The 23,609-nt window shown below is 31.1% G+C and carries 16 protein-coding genes; 12 read left to right on the top strand and 4 right to left on the bottom strand.

The features are described from left to right. From Q1A15_RS14615 to Q1A15_RS14570, 10 genes are all read left to right on the top strand, one after another. Complete coding sequence (locus Q1A15_RS14615; RefSeq protein WP_299625447.1) at positions 1-516, top strand: PH domain-containing protein; 516 nt, start codon at positions 1-3, stop codon at positions 514-516. Continuing rightward, the gene (locus tag Q1A15_RS14610; RefSeq protein WP_299625444.1) at positions 509-2,014 is read left to right on the top strand and encodes a PH domain-containing protein; all 1,506 of its coding nucleotides are present in this window, start codon (positions 509-511) and stop codon (positions 2,012-2,014) included. The genes Q1A15_RS14615 and Q1A15_RS14610 overlap by 8 nt, the downstream gene beginning before the upstream one ends. Continuing rightward, on the top strand, positions 2,005-2,961 hold the full coding sequence (gene menA / locus Q1A15_RS14605) for a 1,4-dihydroxy-2-naphthoate octaprenyltransferase (RefSeq protein WP_299625441.1): 957 nt from the start codon (positions 2,005-2,007) through the stop codon (positions 2,959-2,961). Before Q1A15_RS14610 ends, menA begins: the two co-directional genes overlap by 10 nt. Before the next feature lie 42 nt (positions 2,962-3,003). Further along, positions 3,004-3,681 (top strand): metal-dependent hydrolase, encoded by a 678-nt coding sequence (locus Q1A15_RS14600; RefSeq protein WP_299625438.1) that lies wholly within the window; start codon positions 3,004-3,006, stop codon positions 3,679-3,681. Between the two features lies 1 nt (position 3,682). Continuing rightward, the gene (locus Q1A15_RS14595) at positions 3,683-4,201 is read left to right on the top strand and encodes an SRPBCC family protein (protein WP_299625435.1); all 519 of its coding nucleotides are present in this window, start codon (positions 3,683-3,685) and stop codon (positions 4,199-4,201) included. A 5-nt stretch (positions 4,202-4,206) separates the two neighbouring features. Further along, on the top strand, positions 4,207-5,247 hold the full coding sequence (locus Q1A15_RS14590) for an o-succinylbenzoate synthase (protein WP_299625432.1): 1,041 nt from the start codon (positions 4,207-4,209) through the stop codon (positions 5,245-5,247). Between the two features lie 6 nt (positions 5,248-5,253). Then, complete coding sequence (locus Q1A15_RS14585; protein ID WP_299625429.1) at positions 5,254-6,225, top strand: CPBP family intramembrane glutamic endopeptidase; 972 nt, start codon at positions 5,254-5,256, stop codon at positions 6,223-6,225. Position 6,226: 1 nt separating this feature from the next. Further along, on the top strand, positions 6,227-7,252 hold the full coding sequence (locus tag Q1A15_RS14580; RefSeq protein ID WP_299625426.1) for an AMP-binding protein: 1,026 nt from the start codon (positions 6,227-6,229) through the stop codon (positions 7,250-7,252). Between the two features lie 135 nt (positions 7,253-7,387). Continuing rightward, positions 7,388-10,804, top strand: a complete 3,417-nt coding sequence (locus Q1A15_RS14575) for a VIT domain-containing protein (RefSeq protein ID WP_299625423.1) — start codon at positions 7,388-7,390, stop codon at positions 10,802-10,804. Positions 10,805-10,954: 150 nt separating this feature from the next. After that, complete coding sequence (locus Q1A15_RS14570) at positions 10,955-13,039, top strand: von Willebrand factor type A domain-containing protein (RefSeq protein WP_299625420.1); 2,085 nt, start codon at positions 10,955-10,957, stop codon at positions 13,037-13,039. 45 nt (positions 13,040-13,084) lie between these two features. Here Q1A15_RS14570 and Q1A15_RS14565 read toward each other — a convergent pair whose 3' ends face one another. The 3 genes from Q1A15_RS14565 to Q1A15_RS14555 all read right to left on the bottom strand — a co-directional run bounded on the left by Q1A15_RS14565 (position 13,085) and on the right by Q1A15_RS14555 (position 17,133). Continuing rightward, entirely contained in the window at positions 13,085-13,810 is a 726-nt protein-coding gene (locus Q1A15_RS14565; RefSeq protein WP_299625417.1) for a YebC/PmpR family DNA-binding transcriptional regulator, read from the bottom strand. 132 nt (positions 13,811-13,942) lie between these two features. Further along, entirely contained in the window at positions 13,943-15,586 is a 1,644-nt protein-coding gene (locus Q1A15_RS14560; RefSeq protein ID WP_299625414.1) for a carboxyl transferase domain-containing protein, read from the bottom strand. 62 nt (positions 15,587-15,648) lie between these two features. Further along, positions 15,649-17,133: a helix-turn-helix transcriptional regulator gene (locus Q1A15_RS14555; protein ID WP_299625412.1), complete on the bottom strand. Its 1,485-nt coding sequence runs from the start codon at positions 17,131-17,133 to the stop codon at positions 15,649-15,651. A 127-nt stretch (positions 17,134-17,260) separates the two neighbouring features. On the opposite strand from Q1A15_RS14555, the gene aceB reads away from it, so the two are divergent. Then, complete coding sequence (gene aceB, locus Q1A15_RS14550; RefSeq protein WP_299625409.1) at positions 17,261-18,856, top strand: malate synthase A; 1,596 nt, start codon at positions 17,261-17,263, stop codon at positions 18,854-18,856. A gap of 85 nt (positions 18,857-18,941) precedes the next feature. Further along, positions 18,942-20,570 (top strand): isocitrate lyase, encoded by a 1,629-nt coding sequence (locus tag Q1A15_RS14545; RefSeq protein ID WP_299625406.1) that lies wholly within the window; start codon positions 18,942-18,944, stop codon positions 20,568-20,570. 167 nt (positions 20,571-20,737) lie between these two features. Here the strand turns inward: Q1A15_RS14545 and Q1A15_RS14540 are convergent, their stop codons facing one another. Further along, a complete protein-coding gene (locus tag Q1A15_RS14540; protein ID WP_299625403.1) occupies positions 20,738-23,428 on the bottom strand; it encodes a T9SS type A sorting domain-containing protein in 2,691 nt (896 codons plus the stop codon). Positions 23,429-23,609 lie beyond the last annotated feature (181 nt).

Raw genomic sequence — 23,609 nt, 5'->3', positions numbered from 1 at the left:
ATGGAAAATCAATTTCAAAATAATGAAGTTATCAACTTTCCTGATATTTCAAAAATAACATTCAAAAGCATAGAAAAGCGTTACTTAAAAGTAGCGCTTTTAAGTGCTTTTTCTTATATCCTAGTAATAGTTCCTAGTATAGTTTTGTTCTTAGAGAAAGTGATACGTAAAAAAGAAGAAGATTTTCCTTTTTATTTAGTGTACATTTCTCTTGCTGTTTTGGTAATACTTTACATTCTTAATATAGTATTAAGTTTTCCAAAACGTAAATATGTAATAAGAGATCAAGATATTACATATAAAAGCGGACTTATTACAAGAAAAATGGTTACAGTACCTTTTTCTAGAATTCAACATGTTGAAATAGATGAAGGAGTGTTTTCAAGATTTTTTAAACTAGCTTCTTTAAGTGTCTACACGGCTGGAGACAGTAGCGATGATCTTGAAATTAAAGGATTATCCAAAGAACAAGCGTTACAAATTAAAGAGTTTATTAGCGGCAAGATTAATGAGTAATGAAATAGACTTTTCTGAATTTAGAACACAATCATTAAAAGGAATTGTAATTATATATGGTAAAATTCTTTTTCAAGTTTTAAAAGCAACTTGGGTCTTACTATTTCTTTTTATTACAAAAGCTTCAAAATTATCTTCAATAAATATTCTTTATTTCTATTTAGGAATTATAGGATTGTTAACTTTTATTCTTATTAGATCATATTTAGTTTATAAGAATTTCAAGTTTAAAATTGAAGGAGATTCTTTTATCCTGAAAAAAGGAATTATATCTAAAAATAATACAGCAATTGCATTTGATAGAATTCAGAATGTAAATTTCTCCCAAAATGTAATTCACCAGTTAATCAATGTTTATCAAGTAGATATTGAAACTGCGGGTTCAGATAAAACAGAAATCTCGATTAAAGCATTATCGTTAGACCAAGCAAAAGCGCTCAGAAAAAAAATTACTGATGCGAAATTGCAAGAACAATCAATAACTGAACAAACAGAGGTTATTAAAGAAAAGCCTTTACTTTCTATTGGAGTAAATGATTTATTAAAAGTTAGTATAACAGAAAATCACTTACAAAGTTTATTACTTTTATTAGCGTTCTTGTTTGGTTTTTATCAGCAAATACAAGACGTTTTTCTAAATTTTATTGGAGAAGAAGTTTTAGATAATTACCTAAATAAAGGTAAAGATTTACTTGCAGGAAGTATAATATTACTTTTAGGCGTACTGATTTTTTTATCAATAGTCGCCATAATAAGTTCATTTGTGCGTGTTTTTCTAAGACATTTTAATTTGAGTTTTTCAATTAAAAATGAAGCTTTTGAAATCCAGCAAGGTTTAACTAACAAAAAAGCTATAATTCTTAAGAGGGAAAAAGTTCAATTTATAACGATAATCACAAATCCTTTAAAAAGAAGATTAGGTATTTCGTATGTTATTTTTAAACAAGCAATCAGCGGAAAAGTAAAAAAAGCTGATAAGTTGATAAAAATAGTGGGATGTAAAAAAGATCATTTAGAAAAAATAAAAGCTACTTTGTTTACGTCTTTAGATTTTCAAGATGCTGAAAAGGAAAAACCTCATTGGTATTTTACCTATAGAATTATATTCAGAACTATATTGATTTTCTCATGTCTTAATGTGTTATTCTATTTCATTTTTAATGCACAAAATCAACTGATAGTTAATGTGTTTTTACTTTTAATCGCAATACCGCTTTTGTATAGGAGAATACGAAAGTTGTTTTTTAAAGTTTCTAATAATATGCTTTTAGTTGGTGGCGGAGCAATAGAAACCAGCACTACATATTTAGAAATGTTTAAAGTACAAAATGTAAAAATCAAGCAAAGTATTTTTCAAAGAAGAAGAAATGTTGCTGATTTAATCTTACAAACAGCTTCAGGAAAAATAAAATTACCAAGTATAACAAAAGAAAGAGCAAACGAACTTTATAATCAAATTTTATATACAATAGAAACGAGTACAAAAGAATGGATGTAAAAAGTTATATAAAAGCAGCAAGATTACGAACATTACCACTTTCAATCTCAGGAATAATTGTTGGAGCTTATTTGGGATCTCAAGAATCTTTTTTAGAGTTAATTAATAATAATCCATTAAATGAATTGGTTTCTTTTTCAAGAATACCATTGTATCAGTCATCTATATTCTGGCTAGCCATATTAACTACCATGGGTTTTCAAGTATTATCTAATTTTGCAAATGATTATGGAGATGGAATAAAAGGAACCGATAAAAACAGAGAAGGTGAAGCTCGTATGGTTGCCTCTGGTGCGATTACACCAGAACAAATGAAAAGAGCAATGATTGTAACTGCTACGCTTACTCTTATTGTTGCTGTTGCACTAATTTATGTGGCGTTTGGTAAAGATAACTTTATGTATTCATTGTTGTTTTTCGGGTTAGGAATTACTTCAATTGTCGCAGCTATTAAATATACAGTTGGTAAATCTGCTTATGGTTATAGCGGATTTGGAGATATTTTCGTGTTTCTTTTCTTTGGTTTGTTAGCCGTTGTAGGAACGTATTTCTTATTTACGAAACAGATAAATTTCACCATTTTTCTACCAGCTTTTTCTATAGGATTGTTAAGTACAGCTGTTTTGAATTTAAATAACATGAGAGATCGTGAAAACGATGCAAAATCAGGAAAAAATACAATTGTTGTAAAAATAGGATCAGAATTTGCAAAGTATTATCATTATTACTTAATCATTTCATCGTTTCTGTTTTCATTTTTATATGTAGGTATTCATTACAGAACTCCATTTCAATTTTTATTTTTAATAGCATATTTACCACTTACAAAGCATTTGTTTTTTGTGTATAATAATAAAGAAGAACGATTATTAGATGGTGAATTAAAGAAGGTTGCATTAAGTACTTTTTTATTCGCAATTCTTTTCGGTCTTGGTAACGTTTTGTAATTTTACTGTCCCCACAAAAACAAACAAACAACTCATAAAACCATGAATATTACATTTTACGGTCATGCTTGTTTCGGAATAGAAATAAACGGATCTAATATCATTGTAGACCCATTTATTACTGGAAATCCGCTGGCATCTCATATCGATATAAATTCAATTAAAGCAGATTATATTTTAGTAACTCACGCGCATCAAGATCATGTGTTAGATGTAGAAGTATTAGCTGAAAGAACAGGAGCAACTATTATTTCTAACTACGAAATTGTGATGTATTACGGAGCTAAAGATTTAAAAGGTCATCCTGTAAATCATGGCGGAACATTTAAAACAGATTCTTTTTCTGCTAAATATGTAAACGCCATTCATACTTCTTCTTTTGCTGATGGTTCTTATGGAGGTCAACCAGGAGGATTTGTAATTACAGCTAGTGACAAGTCAGTATACATTGCAGGAGATACAGCAGTGACTATGGATATGAAATTAATTCCGATGACGACTAAATTAACTGCTTCAATTTTTCCAATAGGAGATAATTTTACAATGGGAGTTGATGACGCAATTATAGCAAGTGATTTAGTAGAATGTAATACAGTAATTGGTTGTCATTTCAATACATTTCCACCTATAGAAATTGATGTTGATGAAGCGAAAACAAAGTTTGCTAATGCAAATAAAGATTTAAAAGTATTAGAAATAGGAGGAACGATAACAATCTAGTATGAAAACAATAAAAATTATCTTAGGAGTAATTATTGCCTTAACAATAGTGTTTTTAGCAACGGGACTTATTTTTAAGGAAACGACATATACAACAAAAGTCACGATTAATAAACCAGTAAATGAAGTGTTTTCTGTATTCAATGATACTTCAAAAATTAAAAATTGGATACCAGAATTGCATTCGATTGAAGCGGAGAACGAAAAAACAGAGCGTACAGGTAGTACGTATAAGTTAGTAATGAAGAACAAGAATGGTGAAGAAATCGTTATGAGAGAAAAAGTAATGGCTTTTGTACCAAATGAAAAAGTAACATTACGTTTCAATTCATCTACCATGTTGAAAACGGATGACTATGTGTTTAGTTTTTCTGATGGAAATACAACAATAGAAAATAATTCGAAGTGTGTTGGAGGTTCTTATATTTTAAGCTGTTTATATCCTTATTTCAAAGGGAAATTAAAAAGCTTAGATCAAGAATATTTGAATAATTTCAAAACATTCATTGAAAAACAATAGTACAATTGATTCAAGCAGATTTTCAGAAATATACATTACAATTTAAACAAGCTAGCGGAACTTCTAGAGGTGTTTTAAGAATTAAAGAAACATATTTTATTTTACTAGCTAGTGAAGGTAAAGAAGGTGTTGGTGAATGTGGTGTGTTTAAAGGTTTAAGCGCAGACGATAGACCAGATTATGAAGAAAAATTAGCATGGACTTGCGCTAATATCAACTTAGGTTTATCAACTTTATTAGAAGAATTGATTGAATTTCCGTCAATACAAATTGGATTAGAGCAAGCTTTTCTTTCGCTTAACTCTGATGATAAATTTGAACTTTTTCCATCTAATTTTGTAAAAGAGCAAGATCCAATTTCCATAAATGGTTTAATTTGGATGGGAGATGCTGACTTCATGAAATCTCAAATTCAAGATAAATTAAATCAAGGTTTTTCTTGTATTAAAATGAAGATTGGAGCAATCAATTTTGAAGAAGAATTAGGATTGCTTCAGAATATTCGAAAAGACTTTTCTGCAAAAGATATTGAGCTACGTGTAGATGCAAACGGAGCTTTTTCTCCTAAAGAAGCATTAGAAAAATTAAAAAGATTATCAGAGTTAGATTTACACTCAATAGAACAGCCAATAAAACAAGGTCAACTAGAAGAAATGGCTGCATTGTGTGAACAAACACCATTACCAATCGCTTTAGATGAGGAGCTAATAGGTGTTTTTTCTGAAGCAAAAAAACAACATGTAATTGATGTAATCAATCCACAATACATTATTCTGAAACCAACATTAGTTGGAGGTTTTAAAGGAAGTCAGAACTGGATAGATATCGCGAATAAAAAGAACATTGGTTGGTGGGTTACTTCTGCTCTTGAAAGTAACATAGGATTAAACGCTATTGCACAATGGACCTATACTTTAAATAGTAATATGCCACAAGGTTTAGGTACAGGTAGCTTATTTACAAATAATTTTAATAGTCCGTTAGAGGTGAAAAATGGAAAATTACAATACAATAAAAACTTGGATTGGAATTTTAATTTAAAATAATAACACATGAATTATATTCAGCAAGCTTTCAAAGGAAAAAATGACTGGTATTTTTATTTACTAACCATATTTTTAGTTTTATTTGGATGGCAAATCATCGGAATTCTTCCAATCACTATTGCAGCATTTATGAATACTAGCGATATGGGTGATTTCGCAAAAGCTGCTGAAAATAGTTTTTTGGGAATAGGAATAGATAGCAATTTATATTTATTTCTAATGATTCTTATGTTTATCTTCGGATTGTTAGCCTTAATAATCGGAGTTAAATATATTCACCAAAGAAAGTTTACAACTTTGGTAACATCTAGGGCTAAAATCGATTGGAAACGTTTTTGGTTTGCTTTCATAACTTGGGCTATTGTTGCAATTGTAATTACTGCAGTTGGTATTGCTATTTCGCCAGAAAATTATACCTGGAATTTTAAACCCGTTCCTTTTTTTACATTAGTAATAATTTCATTTCTTTTTTTACCATTCCAAACAAGTTTTGAGGAATTGTTATTTAGAGGATATTTACTTCAAGGTTTCGGAGTACTTTTTAAAAATAGATGGTTACCACTTTTAATTACATCTGTAGTTTTTGGTTTATTACATGGAGCAAATCCTGAAGTAGAAAAACTGGGATATATCTCAATGGTTTTCTATATCGGAACAGGTTTTTTCTACGGAATGTTAACGCTTATAGATGAAGGAACAGAATTAGCATTAGGTTTTCATGCAGCGAATAATATTATTGCGGCTGTTTTAGTAACAGCAAATTGGACGGTTTTTCAAACAGAAGCGCTTTATATAGATACGTCTGAACCTTCTGTTGGTGTAGAAATGTTTCTTCCTGTTTTTGTGTTGTATCCTGCGTTACTTTTCTTCTTTTCTAAAAAATATGGATGGAAGAATATCAAAGAGAAATTATTTGGGAACATTAATAATCCAACTTCAGATTTAAAAAATATCACAGAAATAAAAGGAATTGAATAAAATGCATTCGAGTTTTAAGTTAAACGGAATTTCTTTTCAATCAGAGAAAGAATTAATTGAATTCGCAAAAACTATTTCTGAAAATTTGTATGTTTTTCTAAATGATTGGTTAAATGAGGAATCGTTTATAGTGGTTACTACTTCTGGTTCTACAGGAACACCAAAACCAATTCAGCTGAAAAAGAAGTACATGATTAATTCAGCTAAAGCTACTGGAGAGTTTTTCAACATTAAAGAAAATACCAATGCTTTGTTATGTCTTTCTGTCGATTATATCGCTGGAAAAATGATGTTGATTAGAGCTTTAACTTTAGGATGGAATATCGATATTATCGATCCCGTGTCAAGTCCATTAACAGAAACAAATAAAACGTACGACTTCTCAGCAATGGTTCCGTTGCAACTGCAAAATTCATTACAAGATTTACATAGAATAAAAAAACTAATTGTTGGGGGTGGGGTAGTATCTTCTGTGTTAATTAAACAATTGCAGAATATTAGTACTAAAGTTTATGCAACTTACGGAATGACTGAAACTATAACTCATATTGCAGTTAAAAAGTTAAATAATTATAAGAAAACACCTGTTTTTTATAGAACACTTCCTAAAGTAAAAATAGGTATAAATCATAGAAATTGTTTGGTAATCCAAGCGTCAAAAGTTTCAGATGAACTAATTGTCACAAATGATGTAGTTCAATTAATTTCAGATAAAAACTTCGAATGGTTAGGTCGTTTTGATAATGTTATCAATTCAGGCGGAATAAAATTACATCCTGAAAAAATAGAAGAGAAATTAGCGAAAATTATAAATCGCCGATTCTTTGTTACCGGAGTTTCAGATACTGTTTTAGGAGAAAAATTAATACTAGTGATCGAAGGAGAAAATTATGATGTGAAGCTCGATCAACTTGAAAGTTTATCAAAGTACGAAAAGCCTAAGGAAGTTTACTTTGTGTCTGATTTTATAGTAACAGAAACCAAGAAAATTCAGCGTAAAAAAACGATTGAATTATTGAATCTTTAATCTGGAGTAAGTGAAAATTCGGAAATTGGCCTTAACTTATTCAAAATACATTTTTACTAATCAAAAATAGATTCTAGCTCATTCTTAGTCTTATACTAAGGTAAATTCGTATACATTTACCAAAAACAAAATTGTATGAGATTAAAATTTACCCTTTTAATAGTATTCATCATTAAGCTTAGCTTTTTGTTTGCACAAGAGGTTCCGGTGTTAAAAGTTGATGAAAAAGAAATTTTAGTTAAAAAACTAAAAGTGGAAACTTCAATTGTAGGGGATATAGCATTTACAACCTACGATATGTCTTTTTATAATTCTAATAACAGAGTTTTAGAAGGTGAATTAATTTTTCCTTTAGGCGAGAATCAATCAGTAATTAGATATGCGTTAGATATTAATGGAAGTCTTCGTGAAGCTGTAATTGTAGAAAAAGAAAAAGCAAGAGTTGCTTTTGAAAGCACGGTTCGACAAAGAATTGATCCTGGTTTATTAGTAAAAACGAAAGGAAATAATTATAAAACTAGAGTATATCCAATTCCTGCAAAAGGTTATAAAAGAATAGTTATAGGAATTCAACAAAAGTTAATTTTAAACAACGATTCGTATTTCTATAAATTACCATTCAAGTTTAAAAATAAAATGGAATCGTATGATTTAAATATTCAAGTTTTAAATCTGAAAGGAAAGCCTAAAATAGAAAAAGGCATCTTATCTAGTTTTATTTATAATGCAGATAAAGATGTTTTTCAAAGCAAATACAAAGGCAAAAAAGTTAGAATTAAAGAACCTACATTAATTAAAATTCCTTTAAATCCAAATAAAGAAAAAGTAATCCAAGAAGAAGATTATTTCTATTGCGCTAAAGTTTTAGAAGATTTTGATGTAAAAAATGCTTTAGAAAATAACCTAACTATTTTTTGGGATACTTCATTATCTCAGAAGAATAAAAAGTTGACTTCAGAATTAGAATTGTTAGGTAATTATTTTAAAGAAGTTAAACATGCTAAGGTAAAATTGGTGAAGTTTAATTTCAAAGGATATCAGAATACTGATTTTGTTGTTGATAGAGGTAACTGGAAAAGGTTGAAAAACGAGTTAGAAAAATCAATATTCGAAGGTGGTACTTCATATGACTTTCTTACAAAATATAATGATGATTCTAATGTACATATAATTTTTACAAATGGATTGAATACGTTAGATGGAACTGAAATTGAATTTAAAAAGAAAACATTTGTAATAAATAGTTTACGAAGTGCAAATCACTCTAGATTAAAATGGATGGCTGTAAAATCTGGAGGTGATTATATAAATCTAAAACAAGAATCAACTCAAAAAGCATTAGGAAAGTTTAAAGAAAATAAGTTACAATTTTTAGGAACTGATTTAGCAGAAGGAAGTGTTGAGTTTTATCCTCAAAAAGGAGCTAGAGTAGGAAAGAATTTTTCGGTTTTAGGAAAAGGATTACCAAAAAATAAGCGTTTAAAAATATATTTAGGAACACCAAATGATACAGTTAAAACAATAAGTTTTAATGTAAATAGAAAAAGTAAGGGCAAGAAATATTTAGCAAAAATTTGGGCGCAACGTAAATTGAATTATTTAGAGATAGAGAAAGAAAAGTATAGAAAAGAAATAGTTGACTTAAGTAAGAAATATCAAATTATCAGTCCGTTTACTTCGCTATTGGTTTTAGATAGAATACAAGATTATGTAACACACGAAATTACACCTCCTAAAGAATTATTGGAAGAGTATAATAGGTTGTTAAGCGAAAAAGTAAATGATAAAAAGGAAAGAATTCAGCGTTTACAAAATGATTTGTTTGATGATTATGATGATATTTTAGAATGGTATAGTAAAGTACACAAAGAGATAGAAAGAAATGATGTAGCTCCATTACAAGCTGAAAATAGTGATATGAATGTTAACGTTACAGTTGAGAGAACTCAATCGAACACTACAAATACAAGATTAGGAAGAGGAGAAGATTTTATAGTAAGAGGTGTAGTTAGCGATGAGTCTGGACCAATGCCTGGAGTAAATATTGTTATAAAAGGGACATCAAAAGGTACTGAGACTGATTTTAATGGAAGGTTTTCTATCTCTGTAAAGAAAGGAGATGTATTGGTATATAGTTTTATTGGAGTTGAGACAGAAGAAAAAGAAATAGTAAATACAGATCCTCATAATATTATATTAAAAAGTGGAAGTGTATTAGAGGAAGTAGTGGTTGCAGCATATGCAACAAAAAGTGTTAGCTACACAACAGCATCTGCAGTATCAAGTGTTAGTGCAGAAGCTATAGAAAGTAACGCTGTAGATGAAGTAACAGACGATTTACAAGGAAGTGTAGCTGGTGTTGCTATTGATGATAATAAAGAAACAATAGCTGTTAGAGGAACATCTACGATTTCAAAAACTACAAGTCCTTTATATGTTGTAAATGGTGTACCAGTAAAAGGAAATCCGAATTTAAGTCAAGATAAAATTGCTTCCATTTATATATTAAAAGATGAAGATGGTCAACAAATTTATGGAGCCAGAGGAAGTAACGGTGTTATTGTTATTACTACAAAAGAAGCAAATAAAGATGATTTAGATAAGGCTGAAGAGTTTGAAGAAATGGTTCAAAGGAAAATTGAATTAAAAGGATGGAATCCTGATACACCATATTTAAAAACCTTAGATCAATTTAAAAATACCGATGCAGCGTATCAAAAGTATTTAGAGTTAAGAGATGAATACAATACATCACCGTCGTTTTATATAGATGTTGCAGATTTTTTTAAGAATAGAGCTCGATTAAATATTGCAATTCAAGTTTTGTCTAACGTAGCAGAGATAGAGTTAGATAACTATGAGTTATTAAGGTCTCTGGCATATAAATTTGAAGAGTATAATATGTATCCATCAGCTATTCATATGTATGAACAAATTGTGAAATTAAGATCGGAAGATATTCAATCACATAGAGATTTAGCTTTAGCATATGAAGCAAATGGAGAATATCAGAAAGCAATTGATCTTTTATATCAAATTGTTAATGGTGAATTAGTTGAAAATGATGAAGCAAGAAGATATAAAGGAATTGAAACTGTAGCGTTATTCGAGTTGAATAAAATAATTAAGTTACATAAAGATAAATTGCAGATCAATCATATAGATAAAAGATTTCTAAAAGAAGTAGAATTAGATTTAAAGATAGTAATTGATTGGAATCATAACGATACAGATATAGATCTATGGGTTATCGATCCAAATGAAGAAAAATGTTATTACAAGCATAAAAGAACCAAAATAGGAGGTTTAATGTCAGATGATATGACAGATGGTTTTGGTCCAGAGCAGTTTTTATTGAAAAAGGCTATCAAAGGAAATTACAATGTAAAAGTGAAGTATTATTCAAGTTCTCAGCAAAAAATATCTGGACCCACTTCTTTAAAGTTAACCATGTATAAAAATTATGGTAGAGCAAACGAAACAAAAAAAGTAAAAGTTATACGTCTAGATAACGTCGATGATGTTATAGATATAGGAAATATTGTTTTTTAATTTTAGTGTTTAAACAATAGGAAAAGGCCAATATCATTAGATATTGGTCTTTTTAGTTTTCGTTTTACTCATTCAAATAAGTAGTTAACTAATTCTGTATTTTATTAATAGTATTCAATCAATAGTTTTGATTGTATAAATACTATGGTTATGAAAAAAATAATTCAAGTGCTAATTCTGATTTTATACATCCCAGGAACTTTTGCTCAGCAAAAAGAAATTTCTGGAGTGGTTTCAGACGACAAAAATGTTTTACCTTTTGTAAATGTGTTGATCAAAGGTTCAAACAAAATAACAACTACTAATATAGATGGAAAATATATTATAAAAGCAACCAAAGGAGATGTGTTGGTTTTTTCTTCGGTAGGTTATGAAACAGAAGAAAGAAAGGTTCACGATTCTTCTATAATTAATGTTACCATGCGAGTTTCTGAAATTCCATTGGAAGAAGTTGTGGTTGTTGAAGAAATAATAGAAGCGGTAGAGTACGAAGAAGCAGAGCCAGTTGAATATTTGTCTGTTTCTAGTCCGGTAATAAAAAGAGATAAAGTAAATGGAAGAAGAACCAATGTTGCAAAAAGTGCTTTATATGCTCTTTCTAATAAAAACACAAAAATTAAAGGTACATCTAATTTAAATACTAATGAAGAGCCTTTATACATTGTAGATGGTGTAATAATTGAAGGAAACTCGAACAAAGCGATCCAAAATATTGATCCGAATAAAATAAAAAGTGTAAATGTTTTAAAGTTTAAAGAAGCACAAAGTTTATACGGAGCAGCAGCAAAAAATGGATGTGTTATCATTACTACTAAAGCAGGGAATTACAATGTTGAGAATAATGAGGAGTATAAAGAAATTCAAGAAAATCATTTTGAAAATGTAACGCTATCTCCTTTGTCTACTTTTTCTATAGATGTTGATAAAGCTTCTTACAGTAATATCAGAAGAATGATAAATAAAGGAAATACAATACCTACTGATGCTGTTAAAATAGAGGAAATGATTAATTATTTTGATTATGATTATCCGCAGCCAAAAGGAGAACATCCTTTTGCAATTACTACAGAAGTTGTAAAAACACCTTGGAATGCAAAAACAAAGTTGGTTAGAATAGGTTTACAAGGAAAAAAATATGAACAAGAAGAATTACCGGCTTCTAACTTAACATTTTTAATAGATGTTTCTGGTTCTATGCGTTATGGTTCAAAATTACCATTACTAAAAAGAGCTTTCAAATTATTAGTAAATCAACTTCGAGCAAAAGACAAAGTGTCTATTGTGGTTTACGCTGGTGCGGCTGGTGTTGTTCTAGAACCTACTTCAGGAGATAAAAAAGAGAAAATTTTAAATGCATTAGATAATTTAAGAGCTGGAGGTTCCACTGCAGGTGGAGAAGGAATAAAATTAGCATATAAACTTGCTGAAAAGAATTTCAAAAGAAAAGGAAATAATAGAGTGATTCTTGCTACAGATGGTGATTTTAATGTTGGAGCTTCTTCAGATAAAGCGATGCAAGAATTAATAGAAGAAAAGAGAAAAACAGGTGTGTTTTTATCTGTTTTAGGTTTCGGTTACGGAAATTATAAGGACAGTAAATTAGAAACATTAGCAGATAAAGGAAATGGAAATCATGCTTACATAGATACCATGCAAGAAGCGCAAAAGGTTTTTGGAAAAGAGTTTGGAGGAACTTTATATACAATTGCTAAAGATGTGAAAATTCAAGTAGAGTTTAATCCTAAGAAAGTACAAGCTTACCGTTTAATAGGTTATGAAAATAGATTGCTAAACGATGAGGATTTTGTGGATGACACTAAAGATGCTGGTGAATTAGGAAGCAATCATAATGTTACTGCTTTGTACGAAGTGATTCCAGTTGGAGTTAAGAGTGAGTATTTAAAAAATATTCCAGATTTAAAATACACAAAAACTGTAGTGAATGATTATAAGGATGAACTTCTTACAGTGAAGTTTAGATATAAAAAACCTAGCGGAACTAAAAGTATAGAATTAGTAAAAACGGTAAAAGACAGAGAGGTTTCAGCATCAAATGATATGAATTTTGTTTCTGCTGTGGCTTTATTCGGAATGCACTTAAGAAAATCGCAATATAAAAGTGATTCAAAAATAGAAGATGTAATTGCTCTGGGGAAAAAGGGTAGAGGGAAAGATAGAGAAGGATTTAGAGGGGAGTTTGTTAGATTGGTAAAGGCTTATGTTAGTACAAACTAAGCCTTATAAAAAAAACACCGCAATTAGCGGTGTTTTTTTATGTTTTTAAACCATTTCCATACTGTGGTAGACTTGGTTTACATCATCGTCTTCTTCTAAACGTTCTAATAACTTTTCAACATCGGCTTGTTGTTCCTCGCCTAGTTTAGTTGTTGTTGTTGGAATACGTTCAAATTCTGAAGAAACGATTTCAATATTATTCTGTTCTAAATATCCTTGAATTGCACCAAATTGACCAAACGGAGCATAAAGCATTACGCTGCTGTCTTCTTCATCAGTAAATACTTCTTCAACTTCAAAGTCAATCATTTCCATTTCAAATTCTTCAAGATCCATTCCTAAAGATTCTTCTTTTACTTTAAAGTTTACTACATGATCAAACATAAAAACTACCGAACCAGAAGTTCCTAAGTTTCCGTTACATTTATTAAAAGCAGCTCTAACATTTGCTACAGTTCTGTTGTTGTTGTTTGTTGCAGTTTCAACAACAATAGCAATTCCATGAGGAGCATATCCTTCGAATAAAACTTCTTTATAGTTAGCTGTATCTTTATCAGATGCTTTTTTAATGGCACGTGCTACATTATCTTTTGGCATGTTAGCCGCCTTTGCATTCTGAATAACAACACGTAAACGAGAATTGGTTTCTGGGTTTGGTCCACCTTCTTTAACAGCCATCACGATATCTTTACCAATTCTGGTAAAAGTCTTCGCCATTGCTGACCAACGTTTCATCTTTCGTGCTTTTCTAAATTCAAATGCTCTTCCCATTTCTTACTATAATTAATTTAACGATAGCAAATGTAAAAAAATCATAGTATTTATAAAAAAAGAAACACCATTAACAGTGCTAATGGTGTTTGATTAAGTTCTTATATTTAAATAGCTGTAATTTCAGTACACTTATACTTGAATTACACCTAAGTTAAATGGCTTTTCAATGGGAGCATGATTAGCAGCTTCAATTCCCATTGAAACCCATTTTCTTGTATCCAATGGATTAATAACTCCGTCTGTCCAAATTCTTGCCGCAGCATAGTATGGAGAGATTTGTTCGTCGTATCTTGATTTTATCTTATTGAATAATTCAGCTTCTTTTTCTTTAGTGATTTCTTCACCTTTTTTCTTTAAAGCAGCTGTTTCAATTTGTAATAAAACTTTAGCAGCAGAATTACCACTCATTACAGCTAACTCTGCACTTGGCCAAGCAGCTATTAATCTTGGATCATAAGCTTTTCCACACATGGCATAGTTTCCAGCACCGTAAGAATTTCCTATTACAATAGTAAATTTAGGTACAACAGAATTACTCACGGCATTTACCATTTTCGCTCCATCTTTAATAATTCCTCCATGTTCAGATTTACTTCCTACCATAAATCCAGTTACATCTTGTAAGAAAACTAAAGGAATTTTCTTCTGATTACAATTAGCAATAAAACGAGTTGCTTTATCTGCAGAATCAGAGTAAATTACTCCACCAAATTGCATTTCGCTAGGTTTTGTTTTAGCTCCTTTTGATTTTACAATCTTTCGTTGGTTCGCTACAATTCCAACTGCCCAACCATCAATTCTTGCATAACCTGTAATTATTGTTTGTCCGTAACCAGCTTTATATTCATCAAATTCAGAATCATCAACTAAACGCTCAATGATTTCCATCATATCATATTGTTCATGACGAGCTTTTGGTAAAATTCCGAAGATTTCATTTTCATCTTTTGCAGGTGCTTTGCTTTCAGTTCTGTTATATCCAGCCTTCTCAAAATCACCGATTTTATCCATCACATTTTTGATTCTATCTAAAGCATCTTTATCATCTTTAGCTTTGTAATCAGTAACTCCAGAAATCTCACAATGTGTAGTTGCTCCACCTAAAGTTTCATTATCAATAGCTTCACCGATTGCAGCTTTAACTAAATAACTTCCTGCTAAGAAAATACTTCCTGTTTTATCTACGATTAAAGCTTCATCACTCATAATTGGTAAATAAGCACCACCAGCAACACAGCTTCCCATAACAGCAGCGATTTGAGTAATTCCCATGCTACTCATTACAGCATTATTTCTAAAAATTCTTCCGAAATGTTCTTTGTCTGGAAAAATTTCATCTTGCATAGGTAAATACACACCAGCAGAATCCACTAAGTAAATAATTGGTAATCTATTTTCTATTGCAATTTCTTGAGCTCTTAAATTTTTCTTTCCAGTGATAGGAAACCAAGCTCCAGCTTTTACAGTTGCGTCATTTGCTACAACGATACATTGTTTACCTTTAACATAACCAATTTTGATAACTACACCTCCAGAAGGACATCCGCCATGTTCGGCATACATTCCTTCTCCAGCAAAAGCACCGATTTCTATGCTGTCAGTATCGTCATCCAATAAATATTCAATTCGTTCACGGGCAGTTAACTTTCCTTTTTCGTGGTGTTTTTGAATTCTTTTTTCACCACCACCTAATTTAACTTTAGCTAATCGTTGTCTTAAATCCGATGCTAAAAGCTTATTATGATCTTCGTTTTTATTGAAGTTAATATCCATAAAGTAGTCTGTTTGTTTTGTGATTGCTAAAATAACAAAATCAATGCAGATTTGTTCAACGCTTAGGTATAGGATTTTATAATATCACTAACAGTATTTTCTATTTCTTTATATCGCGCTCTCTTCTCTAAGATCCATGGTTCAGAAACACGATCAGAGCAGTCTTTTACAGCACAAGATTCGCAAGTAACACCTACCAATTGTTTTTCAAAAGTGTCTTCTTTTAAAAAGTTTACTTTTCTTTTTAAATGTGGAGATAGAAGCATGCCGATACTGATACTTCTATAGATGTCTTTTTTGAAAGGATCTTTGTTAGCAGACGATAATACTAAATATTCGTTATTTGAATTTTGATATGAAGAAATCTGAATTCCTGATGCAGATTTCTGTTGATCAGAGGTGATAAAGTTTTGAATCGTTTTCAATGAAACCCATCTTCTACAATAATGTTCTTGATTTCGATTTGCGTGTGGTGATTGTTGCTGTGTAATATGTAATTCTTTGCTTAAACGATATTTTGGAGCATCCTTTTTATAAGTGAATCGTAAAAAGAACAAGTTTTTAATATTAAAAGCTTTTGGTAAAATATTAGTTAAACGCTGGTAAAAAGTCTCGTCTGAACAATTATAGCTTTTAATGATTTTATGTAATCGTAGCGGATTCCAATCTTCTTTATCGAATAGTTCTTTCAGCTGCTGAATTAATTTTTTCTTTGGAATAATTAATGCACCAGCAAAATATGAAGCAATAAAATTATTTAATACCTGATCGAAACTTTCAAACTTTATCCAAGGAAACGTATACAAACGATCTTCTATTTTTAAAAAGTTATAAGCAATTTCTTTGGCAAGAATAAAAGTTCTTTGAGCTTCAGAAATTTCATTAGTTAATAGAAGTGTATTCTTTTTTGGGATATATATGTTACGTAAATCTGTTAGGTTTTTATGTTTAGATAATTCTTCGGTATCTATTTTATAATTGAATTCTTCTTTTAAAACTTCTTCTAAATCTGCAGAAGTAATTTCTTTAGTTAAATCTATATGGTACGACTTTGCAAACTTCTCAACACTATCTTCAATATCTTCAAAATAATTGTTGTGTGCTTCCTGGTAAGAACGTAAAGATGCTAAGAAGAAACTTTCTCGAGTTAAGTTATAATTCTGAGATATCTTAATTATTGTACTAATAAAAGCATTCACTTTTGCAGGAGCGTTAGCAACAATATCTATTAAGTTGTTTTCTTGAATACCGAATAAGTCTAACGGAATTTCCTTTAGAATTTTAGATTGTAAAATTTCTCCAATTGGAGCTAGATTCTTATCAAGCTTTAAAGAAACTAAATGATCATAAGGAACTTCTAAGCTATCCGAAAGAATTGCAATCTTATCTGTTTTAGGATATTTTTTTCCTTTCTCTATTTCATTTAAATACGATTTAGATAAACCAGTAAGTTTAGCTAAGCCAAATAATGAAAGGTTTTTCTCTGTTCGTATTTGCTTCAGTTTTAGCCCAAAAATTAGGCGAATATATTCGTCTTCTATGATCATAAAATCAAATGTAAAGAATAAAGCGAACTTATAAAAATTAAAATTTTTTAAAATTTAGCGAACGTTCGCTTGTGGAGACCGAAAATATTTTATATCATTGTAGTGTAGTTTTTTAAAAAGAAGAAAAATGGAAACAAAAGCAATGTTAAATGAGATTCAATTCAAAGGATTTGAAGAACAGTCTTATCAATCAATTTTAACTCCAGAAGCTAAAGTTTTTTTAGTCGAGTTACACAATAGGTTTAATGCTAAAAGATTGGAGTTGCTAAAGGAAAGAGTCAAGATGCAAGCGTATTTTGATGAAGGGAATTTTCCTTCGTTTCCAGAAGAAACAGCTTCAATAAGAAATTCAGATTGGGTTTGTAAACCTTTACCTCAAGATTTATTAGATAGAAGAGTTGAAATTACAGGTCCGGTTGATAGAAAAATGGTGATTAACGCTTTAAATTCTGGTGCTAAAACTTTTATGGCAGATTTTGAAGATAGTAATTCTCCAACAATTTCTAATATATTAAAAGGTCAGCAAAATTTATTTGATGCTAATACGAAAACGATTTCGTTCTACAACGAAAAGAAAGATAAAACGTATCAGTTGAATGAAGAAACAGCATTATTGTTAGTAAGACCTAGAGGTTTACACTTAAATGAAAGACATTTTGTAGTTGATGGAGAAGAGATGTCAGGTTCTTTAGTAGATTTCGGATTATACTTCTTTCATAATATTAAAGTATTACAAGAACAAGGTTCAGCAACATATTTTTATTTGCCAAAATTAGAGCACTATTTAGAAGCTCGTTGGTGGAATGAAGTCTTTGTTTTTGCGCAAGATTACTTAGGTATTGCTCAAGATACTATTAAAGCTACAGTTCTTGTTGAAACAATTACAGCAAGTTTTCAATTAGATGAAATTATATTCGAATTAAAAGATCATATGGCTGGGCTTAATTGTGGTCGATGGGATTACATCTTCTCTTATATAAAGAAGTTTAGAAATCATGAAGGGTTTTTAGTTCCAGATCGTGCTCAAGTAACAATGAGCTCGCCATTTATGAAAGCATATTCACAACGCGTAGTTCAGCGTTGTCACGTAAGAAGAGTTCATGCAATGGGAGGAATGGCAGCACAAATTCCTGTTAAAAATAATGAGGAAGCAAACAATGCCGCTTATGCAAAAGTAGAACGTGATAAACTTCAAGAAGTGAAAAATGGTCACGACGGAACTTGGGTTGCACATCCAGCTTTAGTAAAAGTAGCTATGGATGTTTTCAATGAGCACATGCCAACTCCAAATCAAATTGATAACAAGCGAGAAGATTTAGTGGTTACAGAAGAAGAGTTGGTGGAATTACCAACAGGAACTGTAACTGAAAAAGGAATTCGTGAGAATATCAATGTAGGGATTTTGTATATCGAAAGTTGGTTGTCAGGAAATGGAGCAGCAGCATTGTATAATTTAATGGAAGATGCAGCAACTGCAGAAATTTCAAGAACACAGATTTGGCAATGGCTTCACAAAGGAGTTCGATTAGAAGACGAAAGAGCTTTCGATATAGAAATGTACAATGAGTTTAAAGCTCAAGAGATTAAAAAAATTAAAGAATTAGTTGGTGAAGCAGCTTTTATTTCTAGAAGATTTGAATTAGCGATTCAATTGTTTGATGACTTAGTGTTGTCAGAAGACTTTGAAGAGTTTTTAACCTTACCAGCGTACCAATACATATAAATAAAAAAAAAGCCCTAAAAATGCGGCAACATTTAAAGGGCGAGTCATTAATAAATTAAATAACTCAATAGCGAAATACAATATTATGAAAAATTTAGCACAAGGAAGTTATAGTTCAGCTTTAGAAACTGTAAGAACTTTAAAGGAAAAATTCGGGAATTCATGGAGTGCTATTAGTCCTGAAAATGCAGCAAGAATGGCAACTCAAAATCGTTTTAAAACTGGTTTAGATATTGCCAAGTACACCGCTTCTATCATGAGAGAAGATATGGATGCTTATGATGCTGATCCTGCTAATTACACACAATCATTAGGATGCTGGCATGGATTTGTAGCTCAGCAAAAAATGATTTCAGTAAAGAAACATTATAAAACTACAAGTAAAAGATATTTGTACTTATCTGGTTGGATGGTAGCTGCGTTGCGTTCTGAATTCGGACCGCTACCTGATCAATCAATGCATGAAAAAACAGCTGTACCTGGATTAATCGAAGAGATCTATGATTTCTTACGTCAAGCAGATGCTATCGAATTAAACGATTTATTCAGAAGGTTAGAAGCTGGAGAAGATGTACAAGATCAAATCGATAATTTTGAAACTCACGTAGTGCCAATTATTGCTGATATCGATGCTGGTTTCGGAAACGAAGAAGCTACTTATTTATTAGCTAAGAAAATGATTCAGGCTGGTGCATGTGCTATTCAGATCGAAAACCAAGTTTCTGATGCAAAACAATGTGGTCACCAAGATGGAAAAGTAACTGTACCACACGAAGATTTCGTAGCAAAATTAAATGCTGTTCGTTATGCGTTTTTAGAATTAGGAGTTGAAGATGGAGTTATCGTAGCAAGAACAGATTCTGAAGGAGCTGGTTTAACTCAAAAATTACCAGTAAGTCAAGAGCCAGGAGATTTAGCTTCTCAATATTTAGATTTCGTAGAATGTGAAGAGGTTTCTATCGATGAGGTTTCTAATAACGAAGTATTATTAAAAAGAGATGGAAAATTAGTTCGTCCTGTAAGATTAGCAAACGGATTATACAAGTTTAGAGAAGGAACTAACATTGATAGAGTTGTTTTAGATTGTATCACAAGTTTACAAAATGGAGCAGATTTATTATGGATTGAAACTCCAACACCACACGTAGGTCAGATTGCTGCAATGGTGAACAGAGTGAGAGAAGTAATTCCTAATGCAAAATTAGTATATAACAATTCGCCTTCATTTAACTGGACATTAAACTTCCGTACGCAAGTTTACGATGCAATGGTAGAAGCTGGAGAAGATGTGTCTACATATGATAGAGCTAATTTAATGGATGTGGCTTATGATGGTACTGAGTTATCTAATCGTGCAGATGAGAAAATTAGAACTTTCCAACAAGATGGCTCTAGAGAAGCTGGAATTTTCCACCACTTAATTACGTTACCAACGTATCATACAACTGCTTTACATATGAATGATTTAACTGAAGGTTACTTTGGTGAAGAAGGAATGTTAGCATATGTAAAAGGTGTACAAAGACAAGAGATAAGAAAAGGAGTTTCTTGTGTGAAGCACCAAAGAATGGCAGGTTCTGATTTAGGTGACGATCATAAAACATTCTTCTCAGGAGATAATGCACTTAAAGCAGGAGGAGAGAAGAATACATCAAATCAATTTGAAGCGAAAAGTACTGAAGCTGTTTTAGAAGAAACTTCAGTAAATGTCTAAAATTAACGCTAATACTCTAACGAGTTTTAGATAGTTGTTTGTTTACATAAATTTCTAGTTTGAAGTAAAAAGCTACTTAATTTTTTAAGTAGCTTTTTTTATTACAAAAAAAAGACGAGAAAAATCTCGTCTCTTTTTTGCTGTTAAGCTAAAGAATAATTCACCGTTTATTTTAAAATAACTTTTTTGGTTGTGTAACTGTTTTGTGTTTGAGTTAAAAGAATGTAGGTTCCTTTAGCTAAAGTAGATACATCTATAATTTCTTTATTGTTAGCTTGTTCTTTTTTAAATACAATACTTCCATTCATATCCATTAATGCCATAGCGCCAACTTTCTCTTTTAAAGGTATCTCAACATTTAAATAATCGTTAGCAGGATTTGGATATGTTTTAATATTTAAATCATTAGTTAAGGATTTTCTTAATTCGATTTTTTGTTTTGGAGAAATTGATCTAGACTTTTTTCTAGTTACGGTAGTAACATCTACAACAAAACATGTAGAACAATTTGGTCTTGTTGGGTCAGTAACTTGTAAGGCAAACCATCTATTAGTTGGGAATAAAAATGCCTGTGCACTTTTCCCTAATTGTGGATTTGTTGGTACTATATTACTCGGATTTACGATAGAACAAGTGCTTTGATCATAATCATCTTGATTTTGTAGATACAGCCATTGTAATGTTAAAGTGTCTGTAGCTTCAGCAACCAATACATTAAATATTTGTCCGCCTAAATCAAGCTCTTGAATACTAAACGTTATATCATTTATAGATCTTAATGGATCTACATTTAAAGATGATGAATTACCCTCACATCCACTGTTGCTAGCAGAAACACGAACAGTTCCTTGGTTTCCATCAGATTGTAGAGTAATCGTATTTGTTCCTTGAGAACCGCCCACGATAGACCAAGTTGATGGGAATTCCCAACGGAAAATATCAGCAATACCTGTAGCATTTGCTGTAAAAGTAATTTGATTATCACACGTAGTATTAACTCTAGAGATAGCGGTTGTTGGAGCTACTTTTACTTCTTTAGTAACTGCTTCAGAATTACATGCTCTATTGTTGTATGTTGAAACTTCTAATTTAAAACTGCCATACGCATTTGTTGGAGTGAAAACAAAATCTTCAGGACTGGTAAGATTTTTAGTTTCAATAATTGAATTTCTATCATCTAAAACAACAACTTCAGCATTTGAAGCTCCATTATAATTGATAGTATAATTATAGTTTGTGTTAGGAATTGTACATTCTGGTCCAGATATTTTTGGAGCAACAGGAGCAACTTCAAAACTATAATCTGCTGTTTTGTTACTGTTACAGGTGTCTAAAGTAGCAGAAATAGTAAATTTTCCTGTGCTATTTGCAGGAATTCCGCCAACAGGTGGAGTTAAAGTTAATATGTTTCCGCTTCTTTGAACACTCCAACCGCTATTTACATCTGTTATTGCGCTTGGAATTGTCCAATCGTATTTAGCAAAAGGAGAAGCTGTAAAAGTAAATGCATTACTACTGTTACTCTGAATACAAGTAGGTCCGTTAATAGTAATATCTTCAGCACCTAATCTATTAATGAAAGCAATTGCAGGAGCACTTTTACATTCTGGTTCAGCAATATCGTAAGCAGTAACATTTAAAATTCCACTATCAGTATCATTAAATGTTATTGTAGCAATACTTCCATCGCTAGCAATAGGAGTGATTGTCCAATCATTATCTCCAACAACAGACCATTGATAAATTTTATTTACTTCAGCATTCTTAACTTTTACGGTTAGTGAAGCTCCAACCGTAGTATCTGCACAATATACTTGTTCATCAACGCTAGGAGTTGCAGGACTTGCAGTAATTATTCTTTCTAAAGTTTGTGCTACCGGGTTGAATATTGGTTTTATTAATGGAAAATCTTCAAAAACAGTATTAATAATCTTTATTTTGAAATTTCCAACATTCGACGGGCTAAAGCCATCTTGATATAAGATTGCAGCAGCATTTCCATAAAGCTCACTAGATTCAATTTTTATTGCTGAAGCTGGTGTGTTTGGGTCAAGTAATTCTACTTCCCATCTAAAAATACCGTTTCCTGCAATATCGTCAGATACTGTATAAGCTGTAGATTTGCTAGAGTCTAAATTATTGTCACGTAAACATGTGACACCAAATATTTCTGTAGGTTTAAAGTTTTTTAAGATTTCCCAAGTTGTACTTGGTCCACCACCACAAACACCTGTACATGCGTCGGCAAAAGAAGCACTTAAAAAACCTTTATTATTAGTGCCATCACTTTCAATAATAACTTTTGAGCCGTAAGTTCCATCAGGATTAGTGAAGTTAGATTGACTTACTATGACTATTCCTCCTTGTGCGAACCAAGCCACATTTAAAGGAGAAGCATCTGTAATAATAACTTCTTGATTTGTAGGGTTTCCTAGTTGAACATTTAACGGGATCCAATGAGATCTAGTTTTAATATTATCAGGAGCATTAATTTTTCCGTACAAGACAGAGAACTTTGGGTCCAGCTGATTACTAGTAGGATTTATTTCAACATCAAATCTATTAACAACAGCAGGAGTTTGAGAAGTATCGGTTATTTTTAAAAATACTTTCCCAGTTCCTTTTACTGTAATTTCAACTTCATTGTCTCCATTAATTGTTAACGATCTAGATCCGTTTTCAGTTGTACCTTTTTTTCTAAATAAAATAGGTCCAGTTGCATCCCAAGTAAATGTAGATGAACTTATGTTTTGTGAATTAGATGCTAATGTAATGGTAGAACCACAACCAAAAGCTGCTCCATTATTTATATCAATTTGAGCAAATGATAATGTGCTGATTAATACTGTTAAAATCAAAAATAAAAATTGGGGTGGAGTGTTTTTTGAGCTGCAAAAATAGGGCAGTTTTCTTCTTTGTTTTTCTTTCTTTGTCTTCATAATAGTTTCTGTTAATTTTTCGGTGGTTAATTCTTTTTAGCTTAAACAAGCAGTTCAAAAATAACACTAGAAAAAATCATTAAGCCACCCAAAAAGGGTG

Origin of the sequence: uncultured Tenacibaculum sp., assembly GCF_947495995.1 — a bacterium.
Taxonomy (GTDB): domain Bacteria; phylum Bacteroidota; class Bacteroidia; order Flavobacteriales; family Flavobacteriaceae; genus Polaribacter.
Note: the sequence above shows the minus strand (reverse complement) of the source record. Positions and strands in the feature narration are given on the sequence as shown.

What these genes read in the sequence shown, in the direction of transcription:
- Q1A15_RS14615 (WP_299625447.1), top strand. Translation starts at nt 1, where the DNA reads ATGGAAAATCAATTTCAAAATAATGAAGTTATCAACTTTCCTGATATT.
- Q1A15_RS14610 (WP_299625444.1), top strand. Translation starts at nt 509, where the DNA reads ATGAGTAATGAAATAGACTTTTCTGAATTTAGAACACAATCATTAAAA.
- menA (WP_299625441.1), top strand. Translation starts at nt 2,005, where the DNA reads ATGGATGTAAAAAGTTATATAAAAGCAGCAAGATTACGAACATTACCA.
- Q1A15_RS14600 (WP_299625438.1), top strand. Translation starts at nt 3,004, where the DNA reads ATGAATATTACATTTTACGGTCATGCTTGTTTCGGAATAGAAATAAAC.
- Q1A15_RS14595 (WP_299625435.1), top strand. Translation starts at nt 3,683, where the DNA reads ATGAAAACAATAAAAATTATCTTAGGAGTAATTATTGCCTTAACAATA.
- Q1A15_RS14585 (WP_299625429.1), top strand. Translation starts at nt 5,254, where the DNA reads ATGAATTATATTCAGCAAGCTTTCAAAGGAAAAAATGACTGGTATTTT.
- Q1A15_RS14580 (WP_299625426.1), top strand. Translation starts at nt 6,227, where the DNA reads ATGCATTCGAGTTTTAAGTTAAACGGAATTTCTTTTCAATCAGAGAAA.
- Q1A15_RS14575 (WP_299625423.1), top strand. Translation starts at nt 7,388, where the DNA reads ATGAGATTAAAATTTACCCTTTTAATAGTATTCATCATTAAGCTTAGC.
- Q1A15_RS14570 (WP_299625420.1), top strand. Translation starts at nt 10,955, where the DNA reads ATGAAAAAAATAATTCAAGTGCTAATTCTGATTTTATACATCCCAGGA.
- Q1A15_RS14565 (WP_299625417.1), bottom strand. Translation starts at nt 13,810, where the DNA reads ATGGGAAGAGCATTTGAATTTAGAAAAGCACGAAAGATGAAACGTTGG.
- Q1A15_RS14560 (WP_299625414.1), bottom strand. Translation starts at nt 15,586, where the DNA reads ATGGATATTAACTTCAATAAAAACGAAGATCATAATAAGCTTTTAGCA.
- Q1A15_RS14555 (WP_299625412.1), bottom strand. Translation starts at nt 17,133, where the DNA reads ATGATCATAGAAGACGAATATATTCGCCTAATTTTTGGGCTAAAACTG.
- aceB (WP_299625409.1), top strand. Translation starts at nt 17,261, where the DNA reads ATGGAAACAAAAGCAATGTTAAATGAGATTCAATTCAAAGGATTTGAA.
- Q1A15_RS14545 (WP_299625406.1), top strand. Translation starts at nt 18,942, where the DNA reads ATGAAAAATTTAGCACAAGGAAGTTATAGTTCAGCTTTAGAAACTGTA.